The sequence below is a fragment of the Nocardia australiensis genome (assembly GCF_020733705.1).
Taxonomy (GTDB): domain Bacteria; phylum Actinomycetota; class Actinomycetes; order Mycobacteriales; family Mycobacteriaceae; genus Nocardia; species Nocardia australiensis.
Genome location: NZ_JAJFZM010000001.1, coordinates 1,838,445 through 1,858,461, shown reverse-complemented (window position 1 = coordinate 1,858,461; position 20,017 = coordinate 1,838,445). Strand labels below are relative to the sequence as shown.

Sequence of the window (20,017 nt, the reverse complement as noted above, 5' to 3'; positions counted from 1 at the left end):
TTAGGGGCTCGGTCTCGCCGCACTCGAAAATGGGTCATGGCGAGTGAGCACGTAATGGGGCACGGCGCGGTGGTGGGGTGTGGCATGACGGCCTTGGAGTGGCCGCTTTACAGTGTGCGTGTTAACAGGTCCGGAAAAGGCTAGGCAGCAGAGTTGCGCATGGCAGAACAGCGATCGACTGTGTCACGGAGAACATTGCTTCGAGGAACGGTCGCGGCGGGAGTGGCGACGGCGGGGGCGCTATCGGCGAGTGCGCTGCTACCGGCGCGTGCCACGGCGGGACCGGACGGTAGGCGGGTCGCGGTGCTCGGTGGTGGTGTCGCGGGATTGACGGCGGCGCACGAGCTGGCTGAGCGCGGTTTCCAGGTCACCGTTTATGAGCGGCGCGCGCTCGGTGGGAAGGCGCGCAGCATCCCGGTGCCGGGCAGCGGGACCGGGGGACGGCCGGAGCTACCTGGTGAGCACGGGTTTCGCTTCTTTCCCGGCTTCTACCAACATATTCCGGACACGATGCGGCGAATCCCGTTCAGCGGCAATCCCAATGGCGTCTGGAACAATCTGATCGGGGTGCCCGAGACCAGGTTCGCCCGGCTCGGCGGCGATGATTTTCGGCTTCCGCTCGGACCGAAGGCAGCCACGTCGTTCACGCCGGAGATGTTCCGGGAGACCGTGGGCGCGGTCATCAGCACAACGCTGAAAATGCCCGCGAATGAAGGGCTGTATTTCGCCGATCGGCTGCTGGTTTTCAATTCCAGCTGCGACGCCCGGCGGTTGGGGCAGTGGGAAAATATGTCGTGGCGCGACTATGTCGGCGGGCACGCGCGGTCACACGAATTCCGCGCGTTGCTCTCGCGCACCCTGACCAGCATCATGGTCGCCGCCAAGGAGGAGATCGCCAGCGTCCGCACCATCGGCACGATGGGCGAGCAGTTCCTCGGCAATCCGTTCGAGATCGGCAATGACGGTGCGCTGGACCGGGTGCTGAACGGTCCGACCAATGCGGTGTGGATCAAACCGTGGGTACAGCGGCTGCGGGATCTCGGGGTGCGGTTCGCCCTCGGGTCGGAGGTCGGCGGGCTCGACGTGCGCGACAAGCGGATCGCCGCGGCCAGGGTGGTCGACGAGTCGGGTGTCGCGCGCACCGTCGACGCCGACTACTTCGTGGTGGCGTTGTCCGCCGAACAGGCACGCAAGCTGTGGTCGCCCGATGTGCTTGCGGTGCGGCCCGAACTGGCCGCGATGGACCAACTCTACGTCGACTGGATGAATGGCATCCAGTTCTATCTGCGCACACCCGCGGATATTTCGCGTGGCCACACCGCCTATATCGACGCACCGTGGTCGCTCACCTCGATCACCCAGAATCAGCTGTGGACAAGGAAACTCACGGAATTCGGCGACGGCGACGTGCGCGACTGCCTTTCGGTCGACATCTCCGACTGGAATACCCCCGGCATGCTCTACGGCAAGCCCGCCAAGGAATGCACGCACGAGGAGATCGCACGCGAGGTCTGGGCGCAGATCATCGCGCACCTCGATGACAGGGGCACGGTGCTGCGCGCGGACGATCTGCATTCCTGGTTCCTCGATCCAAGTATCAGCTGGCAAGCCGACCACGGCCGCAATGCCAATGCCGATCCGTTGCTCATCAATACCGCCGGATCGTGGCAGTATCGGCCACAGGCGCATGGCGCACTCGAAAATCTGTTCCTGGCAGGCGATTACGTGCGCACCAATGTCGACCTCGCCACCATGGAGGGCGCCAACGAGTCCGCCCGCACGGCGGTGAACGCGCTGCTCGAGGTATCCGGGTCGAATGCCGAACCGTGCCGGATGTTCTCGCTGTATCGCGCTGCGGAATTGGAACCGCTGCGCAAAATCGACGCGGATCGTTACGCGGCGGGTCAGCCGAATCTTTTCGACGTCGCGATCTGAGCCGCCGGGTGTGATCGATCTCCCGCCGTCGAAACCTAATTCGATCGCCGGTGGCGGGGGGCGATGTTTCAATCGAGTTATGCGCGAAATCACCGGCACGGACGAGATCACCAGCCCGATCGAACTCAGGCAGCTACTCGGTGAGGTGATGCCGCGTGCCGCGAACAAGGAACGGATCGCGCTGCACCCGCGAGACCGCGAATGGATCGCCACTTCGCCGTTCATTGTCATCGCCACCAGCGATGCCGATGGCAACTGCGATGCCTCCCCCAAGGGCGATCCTGCGGGTTTCGTGAAGGTGCTCGACGATCGCACGATCGCCGTTCCCGAACGCCCAGGCAACCGCCGCGCCGACGGCTACCTCAATATCCTGGCCAACCCGCATGTCGGCGTGATCTTCCTGATCCCCGGCCGACGCGAGACGTTGCGTGTCAACGGCCGTGCCCGCCTCGTGCGTGACGCTCCTTACTTCGACGACATGCTGGTGCGCGGCCATCGCCCGATCCTGGCCATAGAGATCGATATCGAGCAGATCTTCCTGCACTGCGCCAAAGCCTTCATGCGCAGCCACCTGTGGGAGCCCGACCAGTGGCCGGTCGACGATCTGCCCAGCCATGCCTGCCTGGTCAAGGAGGTGCAGACCGATATCGCCGAGTCCGTCGAGGAACTCGAGCGCTATTACTCGGAGAATTACAACGCGAAGCTCTACCGCGCGTGAAGGGTGCCGGTCCGGACCGGCACGGCGCACGGCGCGAGCCGTCGGACCGCACCACATAGACTCGGCGCGTGGCAGATATTTCGGTGCGTGGGCGGCTCGCGCTGCGAGCGGCGGCCGCGGCGTCGTGGGCTTCGCAGAAGGCCGGTCGTGGCAAGGGGTCGATGATCGGCGGATTGATCGCGCTGAAGATCGATCCGTCTGTTATGGACCAGCTCGGACGCGGTAAGCGCACAGTGCTGGTGACCGGCACCAACGGTAAGTCGACGACCACCAGGATGACGACAGCCGCGCTCGGCAGCCTCGGCGAGGTAGCGACCCAGGCCGACGGCGCCAATATGGACGCGGGCATCGTTGCCGCGTTGAGCACCCATCTGGACGCGCCGCTGGCCGCGATCGAGGTGGACGAACTGCATCTGCCGCACGTCCACGATGCGCTGCAACCGGCGGCGGTGGTGTTGTTGAACCTCAGCCGCGATCAGTTGGATCGGGTCGGCGAGATCAACATGATCGAGCGCAAGCTACGGGCCGGGCTCGCACAGCACCCCGATACCGTGGTGATCGCCAACTGTGACGACGTGCTGGTGACCTCCATCGCCTACGACCATCCGAATGTGGTGTGGGTGGCCGCAGGCAGCGGATGGGCGATGGATGCGACCAGCTGTCCGCGCAGCGGCGAACCCATCCTGTGGGAGGGCGCGCACTGGCGCAGCACCGGCACAGATTTCCAACGCCCGGAACCAGATTGGTGGCTCGACGGCGAAAAGCTTTGCGGCCCGGACGGATTGCGGCTTCCGCTGCAAATAGCCCTGCCCGGTCGCGCCAATCGAGGCAACGCCGCACAGGCGGTGGCGGCCGCAGTCGCGCTCGGTGCCGAACCAGCGACCGCTGCGACGGCTACCGGGACCGTGCGCGAGATCGCGGGCCGCTACCGCACTGTCCAGGTCGGCGACCACACCGCCCGGCTGCTGCTGGCGAAAAACCCGGCGGGCTGGCAAGAAGCACTGTCGATGATCGAACCGACGGCCGCCGGGCTGGTGATCGCGGTCAATGGCCAGGTACCCGACGGCGAGGACCTGTCCTGGCTGTGGGACGTGCGCTTCGAGCATTTCGAAGGCGTCCAGGTGGTGGCCGCCGGTGAACGCGCCACCGACCTCGCGGTGCGGCTGACCTACGCCGGAGTCGAACACACGCTGGTGCCGGATCCCTTGCGCGCCATAGCTTCCTGCCCCGCAGGTCAGGTAGAGGTACTGGCGAACTACACGGCCTTCCGTGATCTCAATCGCGATCTCGAGGGGGCGGATGGCATGAACGAGCCGATCGCGGGCACGACAGAATCGACCGGAGCACGATCATGAGCGAATCGACGGTACGCATCGGACTCGTATTGCCCGATGTCATGGGCACTTACGGCGATGGCGGTAACGCGCTGGTGCTGCGGCAGCGGCTGCGGATGCGCGGCCATGATGCCGAGATCGTCGAAATCACGCTGTCGGACGCGGTTCCCGACTCACTCGACATCTACACTCTCGGCGGCGCGGAGGATTCGGCGCAACGGCTGGCCACCCGCCATCTACAGCGCTACCCCGGCCTGCAACAGGCGGCCGCGAAAGGCGCACCCGTGCTTGCGATTTGTGCCGCCATCCAGGTGCTCGGTCACTGGTATGAAACCTCCTCGGGCGAGCGAGTCGACGGCGTCGGCCTCATCGACGTCACCACCACACCGCAAAAGCTGCGCGCTATCGGCGAGGTGACCACCACCCCATTGCTTCCCGGCCTCACCGCACCGCTGACCGGATTCGAAAACCATCGTGGCGGAACAACACTCGGCAGTGATGCCACCGGCCTCGCTCGCGTAACCCGAGGTGTCGGCAATGGCGTCGGCGACGGCATGGAAGGCGTCGTCCACGGCGCCGCCCTCGGCACCTACATGCACGGCCCAGTACTTGCCCGCAATCCCGAACTGGCCGACCTGCTACTTTCCCGCGCCCTCGGCGTCTCCGAACTGGCCCCGCTGGAACTACCCGAGGTCGAGCAGCTTCGACGGGAACGCTTGCGCGCATGAGCAGCGCGGGCACCAGGTTTCCGAACGAACCAACTCCTAGATCGCCAAAATGGCGACATCATATTTCCGACAGTACGGATCTCTCGTGACCAACGTGAGACCTTCACACTGAGCCTGTGCCACACAGCATGCGGTCGAACACATGGGTGTCCAGCAGTAAGCTCACCGCGTCATTCCGAAGTCGTCGGCGATCGCGGCATTGGTCTGTTCGGAGTCCCAATCCGGGGTCAGCACCAATCGGCCACGCAGCGATCCACCGGCAGTGCGGTCGACCCGGCGAACCAGCGGCACGACCTTGGCGACGGGATGACCCGCTCGGGAGATGACGATCTCTTCGCCGTGTTCGACTCGGTCGATAATTCGCGACAGGTTGGTCTTGGCTTCGTGGATATTGAACTGCTCCGCTGCATTGCCAGACATGGGGCCTCCTTAGCTAAGAGATTAGTCCACCGTCCGCGGAACGGACAGTAGAAGCGGACGACCAGGTGTTTCGCCCGTGGACACAGGCGAAACCGCGCGTCCGCTACACCTCGATCGGCGCGACATCGACCGAGACGGAAATGGAGCTTTCTCTGGCGTCGGTGTAGATGATGCCGCGCAACGGGGGCACGTCCGCGTAGTCGCGGCCCCAGGCCACGGTGACGTATCGCTCGTCCACCAGTTGGTCATTGGTGGGGTCGAAGGCGATCCAGCTGCCGGTCCTGTCGTTCGCGGTATCGCCGGGAACCCATACCGCCGCCCAGGCGTGCGTGGCGTCGGCGCCAACCATGCGTTCTTTGCCCGGCGGCGGATCCGTTGCGAGATAACCGGATACATAACGAGCGCTGAGCCCGTGCGAGCGCAGACAGGCCGCGCCGATGCGCGCGAAATCCTGACAGACTCCCGCTCGCGCGGCGAACACATCGGACACCTTCGTCGATACCGTGGTAGACCCCGACTTGTAGGTGAAGTCGGCATGTATGCGAGTGTTCAACTCCCGCAACGCTTCCAGCAGCGGCCGACCGGCCGTCAACGATTCGGCCGCGTAGGCGGTGACCTCGGGCGTGATCTCGGGCGGGCGCAGATCCAGCGTGAACTCCACCGCGAGCGGTCCGGTCGCGGCCGTGGGACGCGCGTTCTCCCAGGGTTGGACGGCCGGACCGGACGCGGCGTAATCGGCTCCGTCCACCTCCACCGTCGATTCGCCGGTGACCACCAATGCCCGATGTTCCTCCGTGACATGGAAATACGAGGTGGTGTTGCCGTAGACGTCGGTACCGATCGAACGGTCCGACGGCACCGGATCGATGACGATCTCGTGCGAAAGCACACGCTGCCCGGGGAATTCCCGCGGCGTCAGATAGGCCCGCCCATACGAGCTGGTGACCTGGTCGGAGTAGGAGTACGTCGTGGAATGCGCCACGCGGTAGCGGCGAGCCGAACCATCGCGGCCGATCACCCGACCACCTGCGCGCTGCCCCACAGCGGCTGAATGCTAACCGGCAGCGCCAATTTCGTGGTCTCGAACGATTCCGACAGCTTACGCAGCCGCAAGTTCACGCCCTCCAGAAGTTCCGCCAGTTCGGTCCGCTTGCCATCGGCGTCGACGACATCCAGGTCGTCCGGGCCGACTCGGCGCAGCATTCTTCGCGCGTCCGCCAGCAGTCGTTGCGGCCGAGACGTTCCGGACGCGCCGGGCATGGCTTGGAAATCGGTGTCGAGCCGGTCCAATTGATAGGCGAGCGAGCGCGGGTTGGACTCGTCGAACAACAGCAGTCCGGCGACCGCGGATACCCATACCGAATCGAGGTGGCGGCGGCGGTAACTCACCGACGACTCGGTGGCACGCAACACCGCCTCGATCACCACCCGCTCGGCCTCGCCCGGATAAGTATCGGTCAGCGTGGTCGCGAGCAGCGCGGTAATCGCCAGTCCGCGCTCGATACGTTTGCCGATATCCATGACGTACCAACCGGTGTCGCGGACCAGCGATTCGGCGACGATGCCCGATAGTGAGAGCAATCCGGCCAGCGACGACGAATGCACTGCCGAGAGCGCGGTCTCCTGATCACCACCGCTGCCGCGATATTCGACCAGCGCCCGATCGACCGCGCCGAGGATCATCCAGGTGTCGGCCGAGAGCTGATCGCGCACCGCACGGGCAGCCGACCCGTACCTGTCGATCGCGTAGGCCAGCGAACCCGGCCGGGCACGATCGACGGTCAATGCCACCAGATAGTCGCGCCCCGCCCGCGACGCACCGGCCACCGGCGATTGCTCGCCGACCGCTCCATCGGGCTCCCGCGGTTGCGCGTCGGTCGAGCTATTCTGCTCTGCCGCTGAAGGATTCGGATGTACACCGGAATCAGTCGGATTCACATCAGCGCCGGTGGAATTCACATCGGCGTCGCCCGACAACCCGCCACCAGCACTCGCCAGCACAACCTCGCCCCGCGCACCGCCGCCGCTCAACACGTCGGCAGGCGCTATGGTTCCGGTGGTTCGCGCCAGCGCGGCCATCAGCGCCGGCACCGCCTCCGCACCTTCCAGCCACGGCTGGTAGCGATAGTCCCGATAGCGATCATGTGTAGCAATCAACAGGCGCACAACGGATTCGGCGCGTTCGCTGTAACGACCCATCCAGAAGAGGTCCTTGAGCGCGCGCGGGGAACTGAGCGATTCCAGCGCGGGAGCACGGCGAACGCGTTCCTCGGGTGCCGGTTCGGTGCCGACGGCGGTAACGGCGGTGGGTGCCGCGCGCACCCAAATATCCTTGGCGGCAACCTTGATCACCACCCGTTCCGGTTCCAGCCGATGGCGCAGCTGTCCGAGTCCGCCCGTCATCGCCGTGTAGCCGCCGCGACGGGCCATGGAGAACAACCGCATGCCAACCGGTGCGGAGGCGAGTCCGCCGAAACCCGCAACCGCGGGCGCTACCGAGAATTGCGCCGGGTCCTGGCCAACCCACTGCCAGCCGTTGGTCTCGATTCGGGCCGCGAGTTCGCGGCGTTCGGCGGCGGCGAGCGCCGGCCCGAACAGCGTGGTCCCGTCGACGGCGGAGCGGATGATGAGGCGATCCAGATTCGCGATCAGATGAGACCGCTCGGCGTCCTCGCCGCCCCAATACGACGGCGCGCTGTCGAGCACCAATTCCTCGCCGAGCAGGGCACGCGAAATTTTCGGCAGGAACCCGGCAAGCGCCGGACACTCCAACAGCCCGCTGCCGAGCGTGTTCACCACGGTCACCGCACCCCGGCGCAGGACTTCGACCAAACCGACCACACCCAGCCGCGAATCCGGCCGCAGATCAAGCGGATCGGAGAACTCGGCATCCACCCGGCGTAGCACCACGTCGACGCGTTTCAGGGTGCCGAGCGAACGCATCCACAGCGCGCCGTCACGTACCACCAGATCCGCGCTCTCGACCAGGGGAAAGCCGAGTATCGAAGCGAGATACGCCTGGTCGAAAGCGGTTTCGGAGTGCACACCCGGGCTGAGCACCACCACCACCGGATCGTCCTCGGCCATCGGCGCCGATTCCATCAGCATCAGGCGCATCGCCCTGGCGAACGGGGTGAGCGGACGCGGATTCGAATGCTCGAACGCTTCCGGGATCGCCGTCGACATCGCCCGGCGATCCGCCAGCGCGTACCCCGCGCCGGAGGGTGCCTGCGCCCAGTCGGCGATAGCGCGGAACTGGCCGTCGCTCCACCGGCTGATGTCGCAGGCGTGCAGGAACAGCTGATGCCGCCCGGGAACCGTGATGCCGTGCGCCGCCCGCACGTACCCGCTATTGCCGAACACCAATTCCGGCGGCAGCAGGCCCGAGGTAATGATGCGGCGCGGTCCGTAGATATCGGTGAGCACCTCGTCGAGCACCCGCGACCGCTGCACCAGCCCGGCCTCCAGCCGGGTCCAGTCGTCCGCGGAGATCAGCAATGGAATGGGGTCGAGGCGCCACGGGGTCGGCGGCGCCGTCTCCCCCGGGCTGATCACCTCGGTGTAGGTAATGCCGTCGTCATCGATCAATCTGCGTACGCGACTGTCCAGCGTGCCCAGGCCGGTGACGCCGACCTCGACGAAGTCGGCCGAGAGCTCCGACCACATACGCCGGACCTGCCCCTCGGAGTCGACCAGTTCGTCGTAGTAACCGTCAACGGGACGACCACATTCGTCGTAGGCCGCGGCCCGCGCACCGTCGGCACGGTATCTCGCGAACTGTTCGGCGATCTGCTCGCGCACGTCGAGCTGACTGTTGTCCCGCAGCATGTCGTGCGTTGTCACCGTGCCGACCTCACTTCCCCTGCCGAGGTTGCCCGCAAGCCTGAGCCCTACCGGTCGCTGCCGAGTCCCCACACCGTCCGGGCCCGGCGCAGATCGAGGATGCCGGGCGCACCGATGTCGGTGGACTGTGCGGCCATCTTCGCACGTAACTCGCCCGGATCGACACGAGCTGTAGTGTGCCCGGCCGCTTCGAATCGCCGGTTTCGGCGCGATTGCGCGGCAACCGCGTTCACCGGCGGGTCGTCGTAGGCCATGCCGCCTGGATGCGCGACGTGATAGGTACAGCCGCCGCGGGACAGGCCGGTCTCGGCGTCGAACAGGTCGAACACCAGCGGGGCGTCGACGGTGATCGAGGGGTGCATCGAGGTGGGCGGCCGCCAGGCCCGATATCGCACCCCGGCGACCTGAACGTCAGCCTTGTCGGTGGCCAGCAGCGGTACCGGGATGCCATTGCAGGTCACCACATTGCGGTCCCGGTCGGCGCCGACGACACGCACCTGCAGGCGTTCCACCGACGAGTCGACGTAGCGGGTGGTTCCGGTCTCCGCGGTCTGCTCGCCGAGCGTGCGCCATGGTTCGATGGCGCCGCGCAATTCGATTTCGATACCGCCGAGCACGACCGTGCCGATGCGCGGGAAACGGAATTCGGTGAACGGGTCCAGCCAGGCGGTGTCGAAATCGGTACCCTGCGCACGCAGGTCCGCCGCGACCTCGGCGATATCGGTCATCAGGAAATGCGGCAGCAGATACCGACCGTGCAGGTTCGCACCGTGCCGAATCATCTTGGCCCGCAACGGTTGTGACCAGAACCAGGAAACCAGACCGCGCACCAGCAGCGATTGCACCATGGCCATTTGGAAGTGTGGGGGCATTTCAAAGCCGCGCAGCTCAACCAATCCCAGCCTGCCCCTGGCGGTTTCGGGACTGTAGAGCTTGTCTATGCAGAATTCGGCGCGGTGGGTGTTGCCGGTGAGATCGGTGAGCAGGTGCCGTAGTGCGCGGTCGACATACCAGGGCCGGGCTTCTCCGGCGCGGTTATCGTCCGCGACCGCCTCGGCTGTCAATTCGACAGCCACTGTGCGCCTTAATGATTCAGCTCTCAATGATTCGCCTGGCGCAACCTGGCCCGCGTCGGGCTCGTGGCTCAATCGGGCGATCTCGGCGAAAGCGATCTCCATTTCGTATAGCCCGTCCGCACGACTTTCATCGACCCGTGGCGCCTGCGAGGTCGGCCCGACGAATCGGCCCGCGAACAAATACGACAAGGCCGGGTGCCGCTGCCAGTAGGTGAGCATGGATACCAGCAGATCCGGACGGCGCAGCAGCGGCGAGCGCGCGGGGGTCACCCCGCCGAGGGTGATGTGGTTGCCGCCGCCGGTCCCGCCGTGGGTGCCGTCGACATCGAACGATTCGGTACTCAGCCTGGCCTGACGCGCCTGTTCGTACAGGGTCGATAGCAGTTCGGCCTGCTCGCCGAAGGAGGCCGTCGGCTGCACATTCACCTCGATCACCCCCGGATCGGGTGTCACCGACAAGGTGCGCGACCGAGGATCCCCCGGCGGACCGTATCCCTCGAGCACCACCGGCCGGTTCGTCGCCGCCACGGCCGCCTCGACGCGCTGGATCAGATCGAGAAAGTCGTCGAACTCGTCCAGCGGCGGCAAGAAGACATGCACCCTGCCATTACGGACCTCGCAGACCAGGGCGGTAGGTGGCTCCCGATCCGACGGTTCGACTACCGCAGGCGACTCACCGCCCCGCGCTGCGTCCGGAGCGTCGGCCATCGGGTCACGTTCCGGGCGTGGACGCGGCGGATACCAGTAGATGGCCTCGAGCGGCAGGCGCAGGCCGGCTGGAGAATCGCCCTCGGTCAACACGATTCGTCCGGCGGGGTTGTCCACGGACATACCGCGCCGCAGCCGCCAGTCCGCGCTCGCCCAGCCGGAACCGTCCTCCCTGCGATACAGCGACAACACATGCGCGGCGGGTTCGGCGACCGCCGAATCGAGTCGGTTCAGCAGTTTCTCGCGCGCCCGCACCGAATCCAGTTCCGGTCCGAGATCGTCGTCCGGGTCGACCGGAACACCCTCGGGAGCACGCACTTTCGCCGCCAGGCGGGCCAGCGGGTCCTCGAATACCGGCCGAACCTGTGTCTCGGGCAGACCGAGTCCCGCGGCAATGTGCGCGACAATTTCACGCGCCGAGTCCGAGGTCGCGTTACCGGCGTCGCCGTCCGCCGGTGGTGTCCACGGATCGATAAGGAGATCCGGCCTCGTCCACAGCGGCACACCATCCGCACGCCAGGCGATCGCGATTTCCCAGCGCGGCAATGCTTCTCCGGGATACCACTTGCCCTGCCGGTGTTGCACCAGGCCGTTCGCGGCATAGATCCCTCGCATGCGTTCCGCCAGGTCCAGAGCGCGTTCCCGCTTGTGCTCGCCGTCGGCGGCGGTGGTCCATTCGGGGCTGGTCTGGTCATCGATCGAAACGAACGTCGGTTCGCCGCCGACGGTCAGCCCTACCCCCGAGGCCGACATCCGGCTATCGACGACGGCACCGGCCGTGGTGATCCGGTCCCACTGAGAATCGGTGTAGGGCAGGGTGACTCGTGGATCCTCGTGCACTCGGCGCACGATATTGGCGAAATCCATGGTGGCGCCGGTGGTTCCGGTCGCGCCGGTAATCGGCGCCGACGAGGTCGGATGCGGTGTCGCCGCCAGCGGAATATGCCCTTCGCCCGCGAACAGCCCCGAGGTCGGGTCGAGACCGACCCAGCCCGCGCCGGGAATATACGCCTCGGTCCAGGCGTGCAGATCGGTGAAATCGGCGTCCGGCCCAGATGGACCGTCCAAAGCCGCGACATCCTGCGCCAACTGCACCAGATAACCCGAAACGAACCGGGCCGCTACCCCGAATTCTCGCAGTATCGACACCAGTAACCAGGCCGAATCGCGACAGGAACCGAGCCGGCTGCGCAAGGTGTGGCCGGGTGACTGCACGCCCGGTTCCATCCGGATCAGATAGCCGACATCGTGGCGCAACGCCTGATTGATCGCGACCAGGAAATCGATGGTGCGCGGCCGGTCACCTGGCGTATGCGCGCGCACCCAGTCGCGGACCAACTCGCCGGGGCCCGATCCGGGCCCCACTTCGTCCACCGGTCGCAGGTACGGCTCGAGATCGGCCACCAATTCACCGCTGTAGGCGAATGGGAAGTGCTCCGCACAGTCCTCGATGAAGAAGTCGAACGGGTTGACCACCTCGAGGTCCGCGATCAACCCGACCGTGATGGAAAGCTCCCTGGCCGGCTGCGGAAATACCAGCCGGGCAAGGAAATTCCCGAACGCGTCCTGCTGCCAGTTGCAGAAGTGATCGACAGGTGTCACCCGCATCGAGTAGGCATCGATCCTCGTCCGCGAGTGTGGTGCTGGGCGCAGCCGCACCACGTGCGGATGAACCTCGACCTGCCGGTCGAAGGTGTAGGTGGTCCGGTGTTCGAGTGACACCTTGATGCCCATACTGCAAGTTCACCACACCGCACCGGCCGCGCATGGCGACCAACGAACCCGGTGTTTCTCCGGCCGCGCGCTCTCGACGCAGGCTTCTCGATGACTGCGCGACACCGCCGCGATGTCCCCGGACGGCGTGAACTGAACCGTCGACGTCCGGCCCGCATCCGCTGGCCCTACGCTGGCCCGGTGACCTACGACCACCTCCTGTTGCCATCCGGTGCCGCCTCGACGCTCGCCGAAGCGGACGCCTACCTGTCCACACAGCAGGGTCTGACCGAAACCGACGTGGTGGCGGCAATGGCCGCGGAACTGAACAAACGCAATGCACAGCTACCCGAGGACGACCACTTCCTGAGTGTCGAGGCGGTTGGCGGCGCGGCAACCGGCGCGGTGCTGCATGTGCCATGCCCGTACGACGCGATCGGATACCTCCGCAATCTGCTGTTCGAGATCGCGACACCGCTGCACTACGCCGTCTACGATCCTCAGCTCGCCCTGCTGATCGACCCGGCCGAACGGGTCGATGCCACCGTCACCCACGGCGGCCTGGGCGAGTTCCCCTATCTGACGAAACCCCTTGCCATTCAATGGGTTTCCGAACTCGCACCGCCGAACCCGTACTTGATCGTCGAGCGTACCGACCAGGTCTACATCCAGACCTACCACGACGAATCCGGCAACTACATCGTCGAATATCGAGACGGCGCCCCCGACAAACACTTCGGCACCACGATCACCGGCCCGACCGCCGTCGCCGACCTGGTTTGGGAGTGGGCCACCGACAACCGCACGCAGCTGCAAACACTCCCCTGGACCCGGGTAGAACTCTGAGGGTGCCCACTGGTTTCGCACCACAGGAGCCCCGAGAGCGCAATGAACGGCGCATCGAAGATGCTCATCCCCGCACAATTGATCCGGATCGGGCCGAACACAACCGGATTTCTACAACGCGCGACGTCCCGATAGCGCGCGGCCGAGGGTCAATTCGTCCGCGAACTCGAGATCGCCACCCATTGGCAGGCCGGAAGCCAGTCTGGTGACGCTCAATCCGGGGAAGTCACGCAGCATTCGGACCAGGTAAGTGGCGGTTGCCTCGCCTTCGGTATTCGGATCGGTCGCGATGATCACCTCGGTGACATCGATACCGTCTTCCTGATTTCCGATGCGCGCCAGCAGTTCCCGAATCCGCAATTGATCCGGGCCGATGCCGCTGAGTGGGTCGAGGGCGCCGCCGAGCACGTGATAGCGGCCACGGAACTCGCGGGTGCGCTCGATGGCCTGCACGTCCTTGGGTTCCTCGACCACACAGATCATGGTGCGGTCGCGGCGCGGATCGGCACAGATGCGGCACAGTTCATTATCGGCGACGGTGCCGCAGACCACGCAGAACTGCACACCGTCACGCACCTTCTGCAGCGCGGCCTGCAACCGATCTATCTCCGGCGGCTCCACCTGCAGAAAATGAAAGGCGATGCGCTGCGCGCTCTTCGGACCGATGCCGGGCAGTTTGCCCAGCTCATCGATCAGATCCTGAACCGGCCCCTCGTACAACGGCTATGTCCTGTGCTCAGAGGCCAGGCAGACCGGGCAGCGACGCGCCACCTGCCAGCGGCCCGAGCCGATCCGAGGCCAGCTGCTGCGCGTTGGCCATGGCGTCGTTGACCGCGCCGATCACGAGATCCTGCAACCCCTCGACATCGTCGGGGTCGACGATCTTCGGGTCAATGGTCAGTGAAACGATCTCGCCGGTCGCCTTGATCGTGACCGTGACCAGCCCGCCACCGGCCTGACCTTCGACCTCACTCGCCGCGATCTCGGCTTGGGCCTCCATTACCGCCTGCTGCATCTGCTGCGCCTGGGCGAGTAACTGCTGCATGTCGAACTGACCACCGGGCTGCACGGCTTGTCCTCTCTGCGGAAAGTATCGCTGTCCAGCCTAACCGGCACGGCCGTAGGAGGTCCGCCGGGCGCATGCACCAGCCTCAGCGAATAAACCGCAACCGTATGATCCGGTTCTGCTATTCGCCGGATCCTGCGGCGCGATCGCGCATACCATCAGCTGCGAGGGGTGGGCCCGGTGTGCAGAATTCTGGAGACAGCGATGAGCACCAACCGAGTACTGATGCTGAGTATCCTCACAATCTCGCTAGGCTTTTCCGGTCTTGTCCCAGGCGTGGGTACCCCGATGGCCCGCGCCGATTCCGCTATCGCGCAGGCCACCGACTATGGCGGCGGCTGCGTCCTGTACCCGGACGATCGCGCCGCGACCATCGATTCGCTGCGGTTTCGCTGTTCACCGCAACAGCAGGACACCCTGTTCCGAGACGCGCCGCTCGGCGAGGTCCCGACGGGCGTGAAGGATGGCTGGGTGACCCGGCCGAGCTGGGGCCAACCGTTGGCCCCCGCGTTCTGGATCGGAAAGAACTTTTATACCGGACCGGACGGCGGCTACCTGATGAACAGGGTCACCGGCGCCGGAATCGAGGCATGGCGTGCCGATGTCTACCGCGCCCCCGCGATCACCGATGGCCTACCGACCTGGGCATTGAACTACGCCCCCTCCCCGACCCCGCCGGTGTACGACGAGATCCGGGAGGTCACACCGGGCGTCTGGTTCGGCTATTCATGGTGGCGCGGTATATCCCAGACCACCCTCCTGCTGACCTTCGCCCTGGCCACGCCGTAGTGAATTGCGTGAAGTTGACTCTCCCAACACTGGAGGGTGTTCGCTGAAGTCATGACAGCGACCGTCACCATCGGGGAGTCGCCAGGCTGACCTATTTCAGCGTCAAGACCCTCCGGTACTACCACGACATAGAGCTGCTCGAGCCCGTCGCGGTGGACCCGGGTCCGGATATCGGCGGTACTCGACAGCTCAGGTAGCGCAGGCCCATATGATCCGCAGGCTGCGGGAATTGGATATGCCGCTGCCTGAGATCAAACCTCGGCGCCTTCGACGATTTCGACCGTACCTACGGCGCACTGGGCAGCCACGTCGCCGAAAACGCCACGGCGCTGGCCGAACCCGTGCGTGAGCGGTATCTGCTCGGCCCCGGCGATATCGACGACCCCGCCGAATACCGAACCGAAGTCTGCTGGCCCATCGGCCGGCCATAGGAAATCAGGAGAAACCCGATGACGCTTTCAATCGCACACGTCACGTTCGACTGCAACGACGCCGCGGCACTCGCCGGATTCTGGTCCGAACTACTGGACAAGCCCGTCGATCCCGACGCGAACGCGTACTTCGCGACTGTCGGCCGCGGCTGCGACGCATCGCCGACACTGATGTTCATCCAGGTGTCGGACAAGAACCCCGGCAAGAACGTCATCCATCTCGACCTGCACACCGAGGACTTGCCCACGCAGATCGATCACGCGGTCAGCCTCGGCGCCAAGCGCATCGGCGATTTCGACGAGTACGGCATGCGGTGGGCGACACTTGCCGACCCCGAGGGCAACCTCTTCGATATCGGCGCCGACTAACCCACACCGGCGGCACCCGCACCCCGATCGCGCATCGGGGTGCGGGCAGGTATCAGGCCAGTTCGCGTTGCAGGTTGCCGAGCACCTCGGCCTGAATCTTCTTCAGCCCCAACGGCGCGAAGATCCCCTCGAAAATGCCCGCCACGCCGCCCGCGCCCTTCCAGGTGGTGGCCAACGTGACCTGCGCACCGGAACCGGCGGGCGTCACCGTCCAGGTATTGACCATTGTCGAGTTCGAATCCCGTTCGGTCACGATCGAATCCGAGACCGAGACCACGGCATGTACGTTGCGGGTGCGCTTCTCGGTGGCTTGTAGCGTCCACTCGGCGACCGTGCCCGCGCCATGGCCGCCCTCGACGACCTTGTAGTCGTGGTAGTGCGAAGAGAGGATGCGAGGGCGAACCGCCTCGTAATCCGCGATGGCCTCGAGTGTGCGCTGTGGATCCGCCGAGACGGTGATCGAACTGCTGGCGTTGACCTGTCCCACAATGAGCTCCTTGTCCGGATGCGGTATCTCGACCACCTCACATCCTGCCTTGCCACCCGATTCGCCCGACAACCAGACACCGCATCACCGCGCGCCACGCTGGTGGCCATTACCCGCCCACCGTGGATCCGCGCCTACTATTCCCGTTGCAACATGTGCGTGACATTTCTCCCTCGTCGGTGACCTCACGGTGGCTGACCGCAGCCGTGAGTACTAGCGTCGAGGAGTGGCAGTGAGTCTGTTGGGTAAGACCGGACAGGGATCGACCGCGCGCGAGTCGGGGTTCGCCGCGCATCGGGCTGGCGTAGATCGACTGTTGGCGAGCTATCGAGCGATACCCACCGACGCCAACGTGCGCTTGGCGAAGAAGACCTCCAACCTGTTCCGGGCCAGAGCCAAGAATCCCGCGCCCGGACTCGACGTGTCCGGGCTGGCCAAGGTGATCTCGGTGGATCCGGTCGCCAAGACCGCCGACGTCGCCGGAATGACCACCTACGAGGAACTGGTTGCCGCCACGCTGCCCTATGGGCTGGCCCCGCTGGTGGTTCCGCAGCTCAAAACCATCACCCTCGGTGGCGCCGTGACCGGCCTGGGAATCGAATCGACGTCGTTCCGCAATGGCCTGCCGCACGAATCGGTCCTGGAGATGGACGTGCTGACCGGCGCGGGCGAGATCGTCACCGCGACACCGGATGGCGAGCACGCCGACCTGTTCCGCGGCTTCCCGAACTCCTACGGCACACTCGGCTACACCGTCCGGCTGAAGATCGAACTCGAGACCGTGCAGCCGTATGTGGCGCTGCGGCACGTCCGCTTCCACGATCTGCGCGAGTTGGAGGCCACGCTCGCCAGGATCGTCACCGAGCGGACCTATGACGGCGAGCGGGTCGACTATCTCGACGGCGTCGTGTTCACCGCGGACGAGAGCTACCTGACGCTCGGCCGCCAGACCGACGAGCCCGGCCCGGTCAGCGACTACACCGATATGGACATCTTCTACCGGTCGATCCAACACGATTCCGCCGTGCCTTCTGGTCCCGCCGTTTCTTCTGGTCACTCCGCAGGCTCCGCTCCCGCCCCGAAACGCGACCGGTTGACCATCCACGACTACCTGTGGCGCTGGGACACCGACTGGTTCTGGTGCTCACGTGCCTTCGGCGCGCAGAACCCGAAGATCCGCCGGTTCTGGCCGAAGCGCTACCGTCGCAGCAGCTTCTACTGGAAGCTCATCGCTCTCGACCACCGCTATCACATCGGCGACCGGCTCGAGGCGCGCCAGGGCAACCTCCCGCGTGAACGCGTGGTCCAGGACATCGAGGTACCGATCGAGCGGACCGCCGATTTCGTCGAATGGTTCCTGCGTGAGATCCCGATCGAGCCGCTGTGGCTGTGCCCGCTGCGGCTGCGCGATACCGGAGCGGAGGCGGGCGCGGATGGGCGCGCCTGGCCGCTGTATCCGCTCGAGCCGAAACGAACCTATGTGAACGTCGGATTCTGGTCCGCGGTGCCGACCACTGCCGGGCAGCCCGAGGGCGCCGCGAACCGTGCCATCGAGCAGACCGTCACCGAATTCGACGGACATAAGTCCCTGTACTCGGATTCGTACTACGGCAAGGATGAATTCGCCGCTCTCTACGGCGGCGAGACCTACACCGAATTGAAGAAGCGCTACGACCCGGACCAGCGACTGCTGGACTTGTATTCGAAGGCGGTGCAACGCAAGTGACCACATTCAAAGACCGTTCCGATGTCTTCGCCGATCTCGGAACCAAGCTCAGCATTGCCGAGATCTTCGAGACGCTGGTCGACGGCCGAGTCCCGATCCGATTAACCGCTTACGACGGCAGCGCGACCGGTCCCGAGGACTCGCGATTCACTCTTGATGTGAAGACGCCGCGCGGCATCAACTACCTCGCGAGCGCCCCCGGCGATCTCGGTATGGCCCGCGCCTACATTTCCGGCGATATGACGGCGACCGGTGTGCATCCCGGTGACCCGTACGAAATCCTGAAAGCGATGGACGGGCTGAAGTTCCATCGCCCCTCGGCGCTGGCGCTGGTGACGATAGCCAGGTCATTGGGCTGGGAGCGACTCAAGCCGATCGCGCCGCCGCCGCAGGAGACCCTGCCGCGTTGGCGTCGCATCGCGCTGGAAGGGCTACGGCACTCCAAGACTCGTGACGCCGAGGCCATCCACCACCACTACGACGTTTCGAATACGTTCTACGAATACGTCCTCGGCCCCTCCATGACCTACACCTGCGCGGTCTACGAGGACGAGAAGTGGACGCTCGAGCAGGCGCAGGAGAACAAGTACCGCCTGGTGTTCGACAAGCTGCGCCTGAAGGAGGGCGACCGACTACTCGACATCGGCTGCGGCTGGGGCGGCATGGTGCGTTACGCGGCCAAGCGCGGCGTCAAGGTGATCGGCGCGACCCTCTCGGCCGAGCAGGCCGAATGGGCGCAGAAGAAGATCGCCGAGGAAGGACTTTCAGAACTGGCGGAGGTCAGGTACTCCGACTACCGCGACATCCCGGAGTCCAGTTTCGACGCGGTGTCCTCGATCGGGCTGACCGAACACATCGGCGTCCACAACTACCCGCACTACTTCGAATTCATCAAGGGCAAGCTGCGTGACGGCGGCCTTTTTCTCAATCACTGCATCACCCGCCCGGACAACCTGCGTAGCACCAAGGCCGGCGATTTCATCGACCGCTACGTGTTCCCGGACGGCGAGCTGATCGGTTCCGGCCGCATCATCGCCGAGATCCAGAACGTCGGGCTCGAGGTGATGCACGAGGAGAACATTCGCGAGCATTACGCGCTGACCCTGCACGAATGGTGCAAGAACCTGGTCGCGAACTGGGACGCGTGCGTCGAAGAGGTCGGCGAGGGCACCGCGAAGGTATGGGGCTTGTACATGGCGGGCTGTCGGCTCGGCTTCCAGCGCAACGTGGTTCAGTTGCACCAGGCGCTCGGGGTGAAGCTCGGCCCGAACGGTGAGTCCGGGCTGCCGCTGCGGCCCTGGTGGACCGCGTAAGACGACAGAGCCCTGTCCGCCCTAGAGCCGAGGCCGCTCAGTTTGCGCGGTGAGCTGGCGGTCAAGTTGTGTGGTGGTGGGTTTGTGATGCGAATCTGGTTGCGGCGTTTGGTGTGTCGGGAGATGGAAACAGCGGAACTCCAGTAGCGAAGGTTCGTCGACCAAGACAACCCTTCAAGCTGGAGTTCCGCTGCCTGCGACCCGGACGGTGCAGGCCACGGTCCGGACGTTGCCGTCGCGGGTGGTGGTTTACCTACACAACGAAATACGACTTGTCGTGCTAGCCGCTGTCGCCTCGCGATGATGTCGGAAAAGATCGCCATGCGGGCGATATGTTCCCGTCCAGGTCTCCGCGTCCGCCGATACCGATTATCGAAGATCCAGCATCATCCCTGCCAAGAACATCATGTCTGTTCCGGCTTGCACCTCCCGGTGCACCCCATTGGCTTGCAACGATCCCGCTGCAAGCTCGGCAGCGTCACCTGCCGGGTCCGCCGCGCTACACGACATTAGTC

General features: G+C 65.2%; 16 protein-coding genes and 1 pseudogene. 10 read left to right on the top strand and 7 right to left on the bottom strand.

The features are described from left to right. The first annotated feature begins 159 nt into the window (after positions 1–159). The 4 genes from LKE06_RS08350 (at position 160) to LKE06_RS08335 (ending at position 4,715) form a co-directional block, all read left to right on the top strand. Complete coding sequence (locus LKE06_RS08350) at positions 160–1,935, top strand: hydroxysqualene dehydroxylase (RefSeq protein WP_227998032.1); 1,776 nt, start codon at positions 160–162, stop codon at positions 1,933–1,935. Between the two features lie 79 nt (positions 1,936–2,014). Then, positions 2,015–2,653, top strand: a complete 639-nt coding sequence (locus LKE06_RS08345) for a pyridoxamine 5'-phosphate oxidase family protein (protein WP_227998031.1) — start codon at positions 2,015–2,017, stop codon at positions 2,651–2,653. Between the two features lie 68 nt (positions 2,654–2,721). Beyond that, positions 2,722–4,008: a Mur ligase family protein gene (locus LKE06_RS08340; RefSeq protein WP_227998030.1), complete on the top strand. Its 1,287-nt coding sequence runs from the start codon at positions 2,722–2,724 to the stop codon at positions 4,006–4,008. Beyond that, the gene (locus LKE06_RS08335; RefSeq protein ID WP_227998029.1) at positions 4,005–4,715 is read left to right on the top strand and encodes a type 1 glutamine amidotransferase; all 711 of its coding nucleotides are present in this window, start codon (positions 4,005–4,007) and stop codon (positions 4,713–4,715) included. The genes LKE06_RS08340 and LKE06_RS08335 overlap by 4 nt, the downstream gene beginning before the upstream one ends. Before the next feature lie 162 nt (positions 4,716–4,877). Here LKE06_RS08335 and LKE06_RS08330 read toward each other — a convergent pair whose 3' ends face one another. The 4 genes from LKE06_RS08330 to LKE06_RS08315 all read right to left on the bottom strand — a co-directional run bounded on the left by LKE06_RS08330 (position 4,878) and on the right by LKE06_RS08315 (position 12,496). Continuing rightward, a complete protein-coding gene (locus tag LKE06_RS08330) occupies positions 4,878–5,135 on the bottom strand; it encodes a type II toxin-antitoxin system Phd/YefM family antitoxin (RefSeq protein WP_227998028.1) in 258 nt (85 codons plus the stop codon). Positions 5,136–5,238: 103 nt separating this feature from the next. Continuing rightward, a complete protein-coding gene (locus tag LKE06_RS08325; protein WP_227998027.1) occupies positions 5,239–6,153 on the bottom strand; it encodes a transglutaminase family protein in 915 nt (304 codons plus the stop codon). Further along, positions 6,150–8,978 (bottom strand): circularly permuted type 2 ATP-grasp protein, encoded by a 2,829-nt coding sequence (locus tag LKE06_RS08320; protein ID WP_372477299.1) that lies wholly within the window; start codon positions 8,976–8,978, stop codon positions 6,150–6,152. The genes LKE06_RS08325 and LKE06_RS08320 overlap by 4 nt, the downstream gene beginning before the upstream one ends. A 47-nt stretch (positions 8,979–9,025) precedes the next feature. Beyond that, positions 9,026–12,496 carry a transglutaminase family protein gene (locus LKE06_RS08315; protein ID WP_227998026.1) on the bottom strand — a complete coding sequence of 1,157 codons (3,471 nt, stop codon included), beginning with the start codon at positions 12,494–12,496 and terminating at the stop codon, positions 9,026–9,028. Between the two features lie 180 nt (positions 12,497–12,676). On the opposite strand from LKE06_RS08315, the gene LKE06_RS08310 reads away from it, so the two are divergent. Then, the gene (locus tag LKE06_RS08310; protein ID WP_227998025.1) at positions 12,677–13,321 is read left to right on the top strand and encodes a hypothetical protein; all 645 of its coding nucleotides are present in this window, start codon (positions 12,677–12,679) and stop codon (positions 13,319–13,321) included. 111 nt (positions 13,322–13,432) lie between these two features. On the opposite strand, the gene recR is transcribed toward LKE06_RS08310, so the two are convergent. Then, positions 13,433–14,041 (bottom strand): recombination mediator RecR, encoded by a 609-nt coding sequence (gene recR, locus LKE06_RS08305; RefSeq protein ID WP_227998024.1) that lies wholly within the window; start codon positions 14,039–14,041, stop codon positions 13,433–13,435. A 16-nt stretch (positions 14,042–14,057) separates the two neighbouring features. Continuing rightward, positions 14,058–14,390, bottom strand: coding sequence for a YbaB/EbfC family nucleoid-associated protein (locus tag LKE06_RS08300; protein ID WP_227998023.1), 333 nt, complete (start codon positions 14,388–14,390; stop codon positions 14,058–14,060). 201 nt (positions 14,391–14,591) lie between these two features. Here LKE06_RS08300 and LKE06_RS08295 point away from each other — a divergent pair, with 201 nt between their 5' ends. The 3 genes and pseudogenes from LKE06_RS08295 to LKE06_RS08285 all read left to right on the top strand — a co-directional run bounded on the left by LKE06_RS08295 (position 14,592) and on the right by LKE06_RS08285 (position 15,976). Beyond that, positions 14,592–15,176 (top strand): hypothetical protein, encoded by a 585-nt coding sequence (locus LKE06_RS08295; RefSeq protein ID WP_227998022.1) that lies wholly within the window; start codon positions 14,592–14,594, stop codon positions 15,174–15,176. Positions 15,177–15,378: 202 nt separating this feature from the next. Continuing rightward, positions 15,379–15,525, top strand: a pseudogene (locus tag LKE06_RS33095) (hypothetical protein); the annotation flags it as partial. Positions 15,526–15,625: 100 nt separating this feature from the next. Continuing rightward, positions 15,626–15,976, top strand: a complete 351-nt coding sequence (locus LKE06_RS08285) for a VOC family protein (protein WP_227998021.1) — start codon at positions 15,626–15,628, stop codon at positions 15,974–15,976. A gap of 52 nt (positions 15,977–16,028) precedes the next feature. Here the strand turns inward: LKE06_RS08285 and LKE06_RS08280 are convergent, their stop codons facing one another. Continuing rightward, the gene (locus LKE06_RS08280; RefSeq protein ID WP_227999340.1) at positions 16,029–16,463 is read right to left on the bottom strand and encodes an SRPBCC family protein; all 435 of its coding nucleotides are present in this window, start codon (positions 16,461–16,463) and stop codon (positions 16,029–16,031) included. A gap of 232 nt (positions 16,464–16,695) precedes the next feature. Here LKE06_RS08280 and LKE06_RS08275 point away from each other — a divergent pair, with 232 nt between their 5' ends. After that, positions 16,696–18,189, top strand: coding sequence for an FAD-binding oxidoreductase (locus tag LKE06_RS08275; protein WP_227998020.1), 1,494 nt, complete (start codon positions 16,696–16,698; stop codon positions 18,187–18,189). Next, a complete protein-coding gene (locus LKE06_RS08270) occupies positions 18,186–19,502 on the top strand; it encodes a class I SAM-dependent methyltransferase (RefSeq protein ID WP_227998019.1) in 1,317 nt (438 codons plus the stop codon). Before LKE06_RS08275 ends, LKE06_RS08270 begins: the two co-directional genes overlap by 4 nt. Positions 19,503–20,017: the final 515 nt, after the last annotated feature.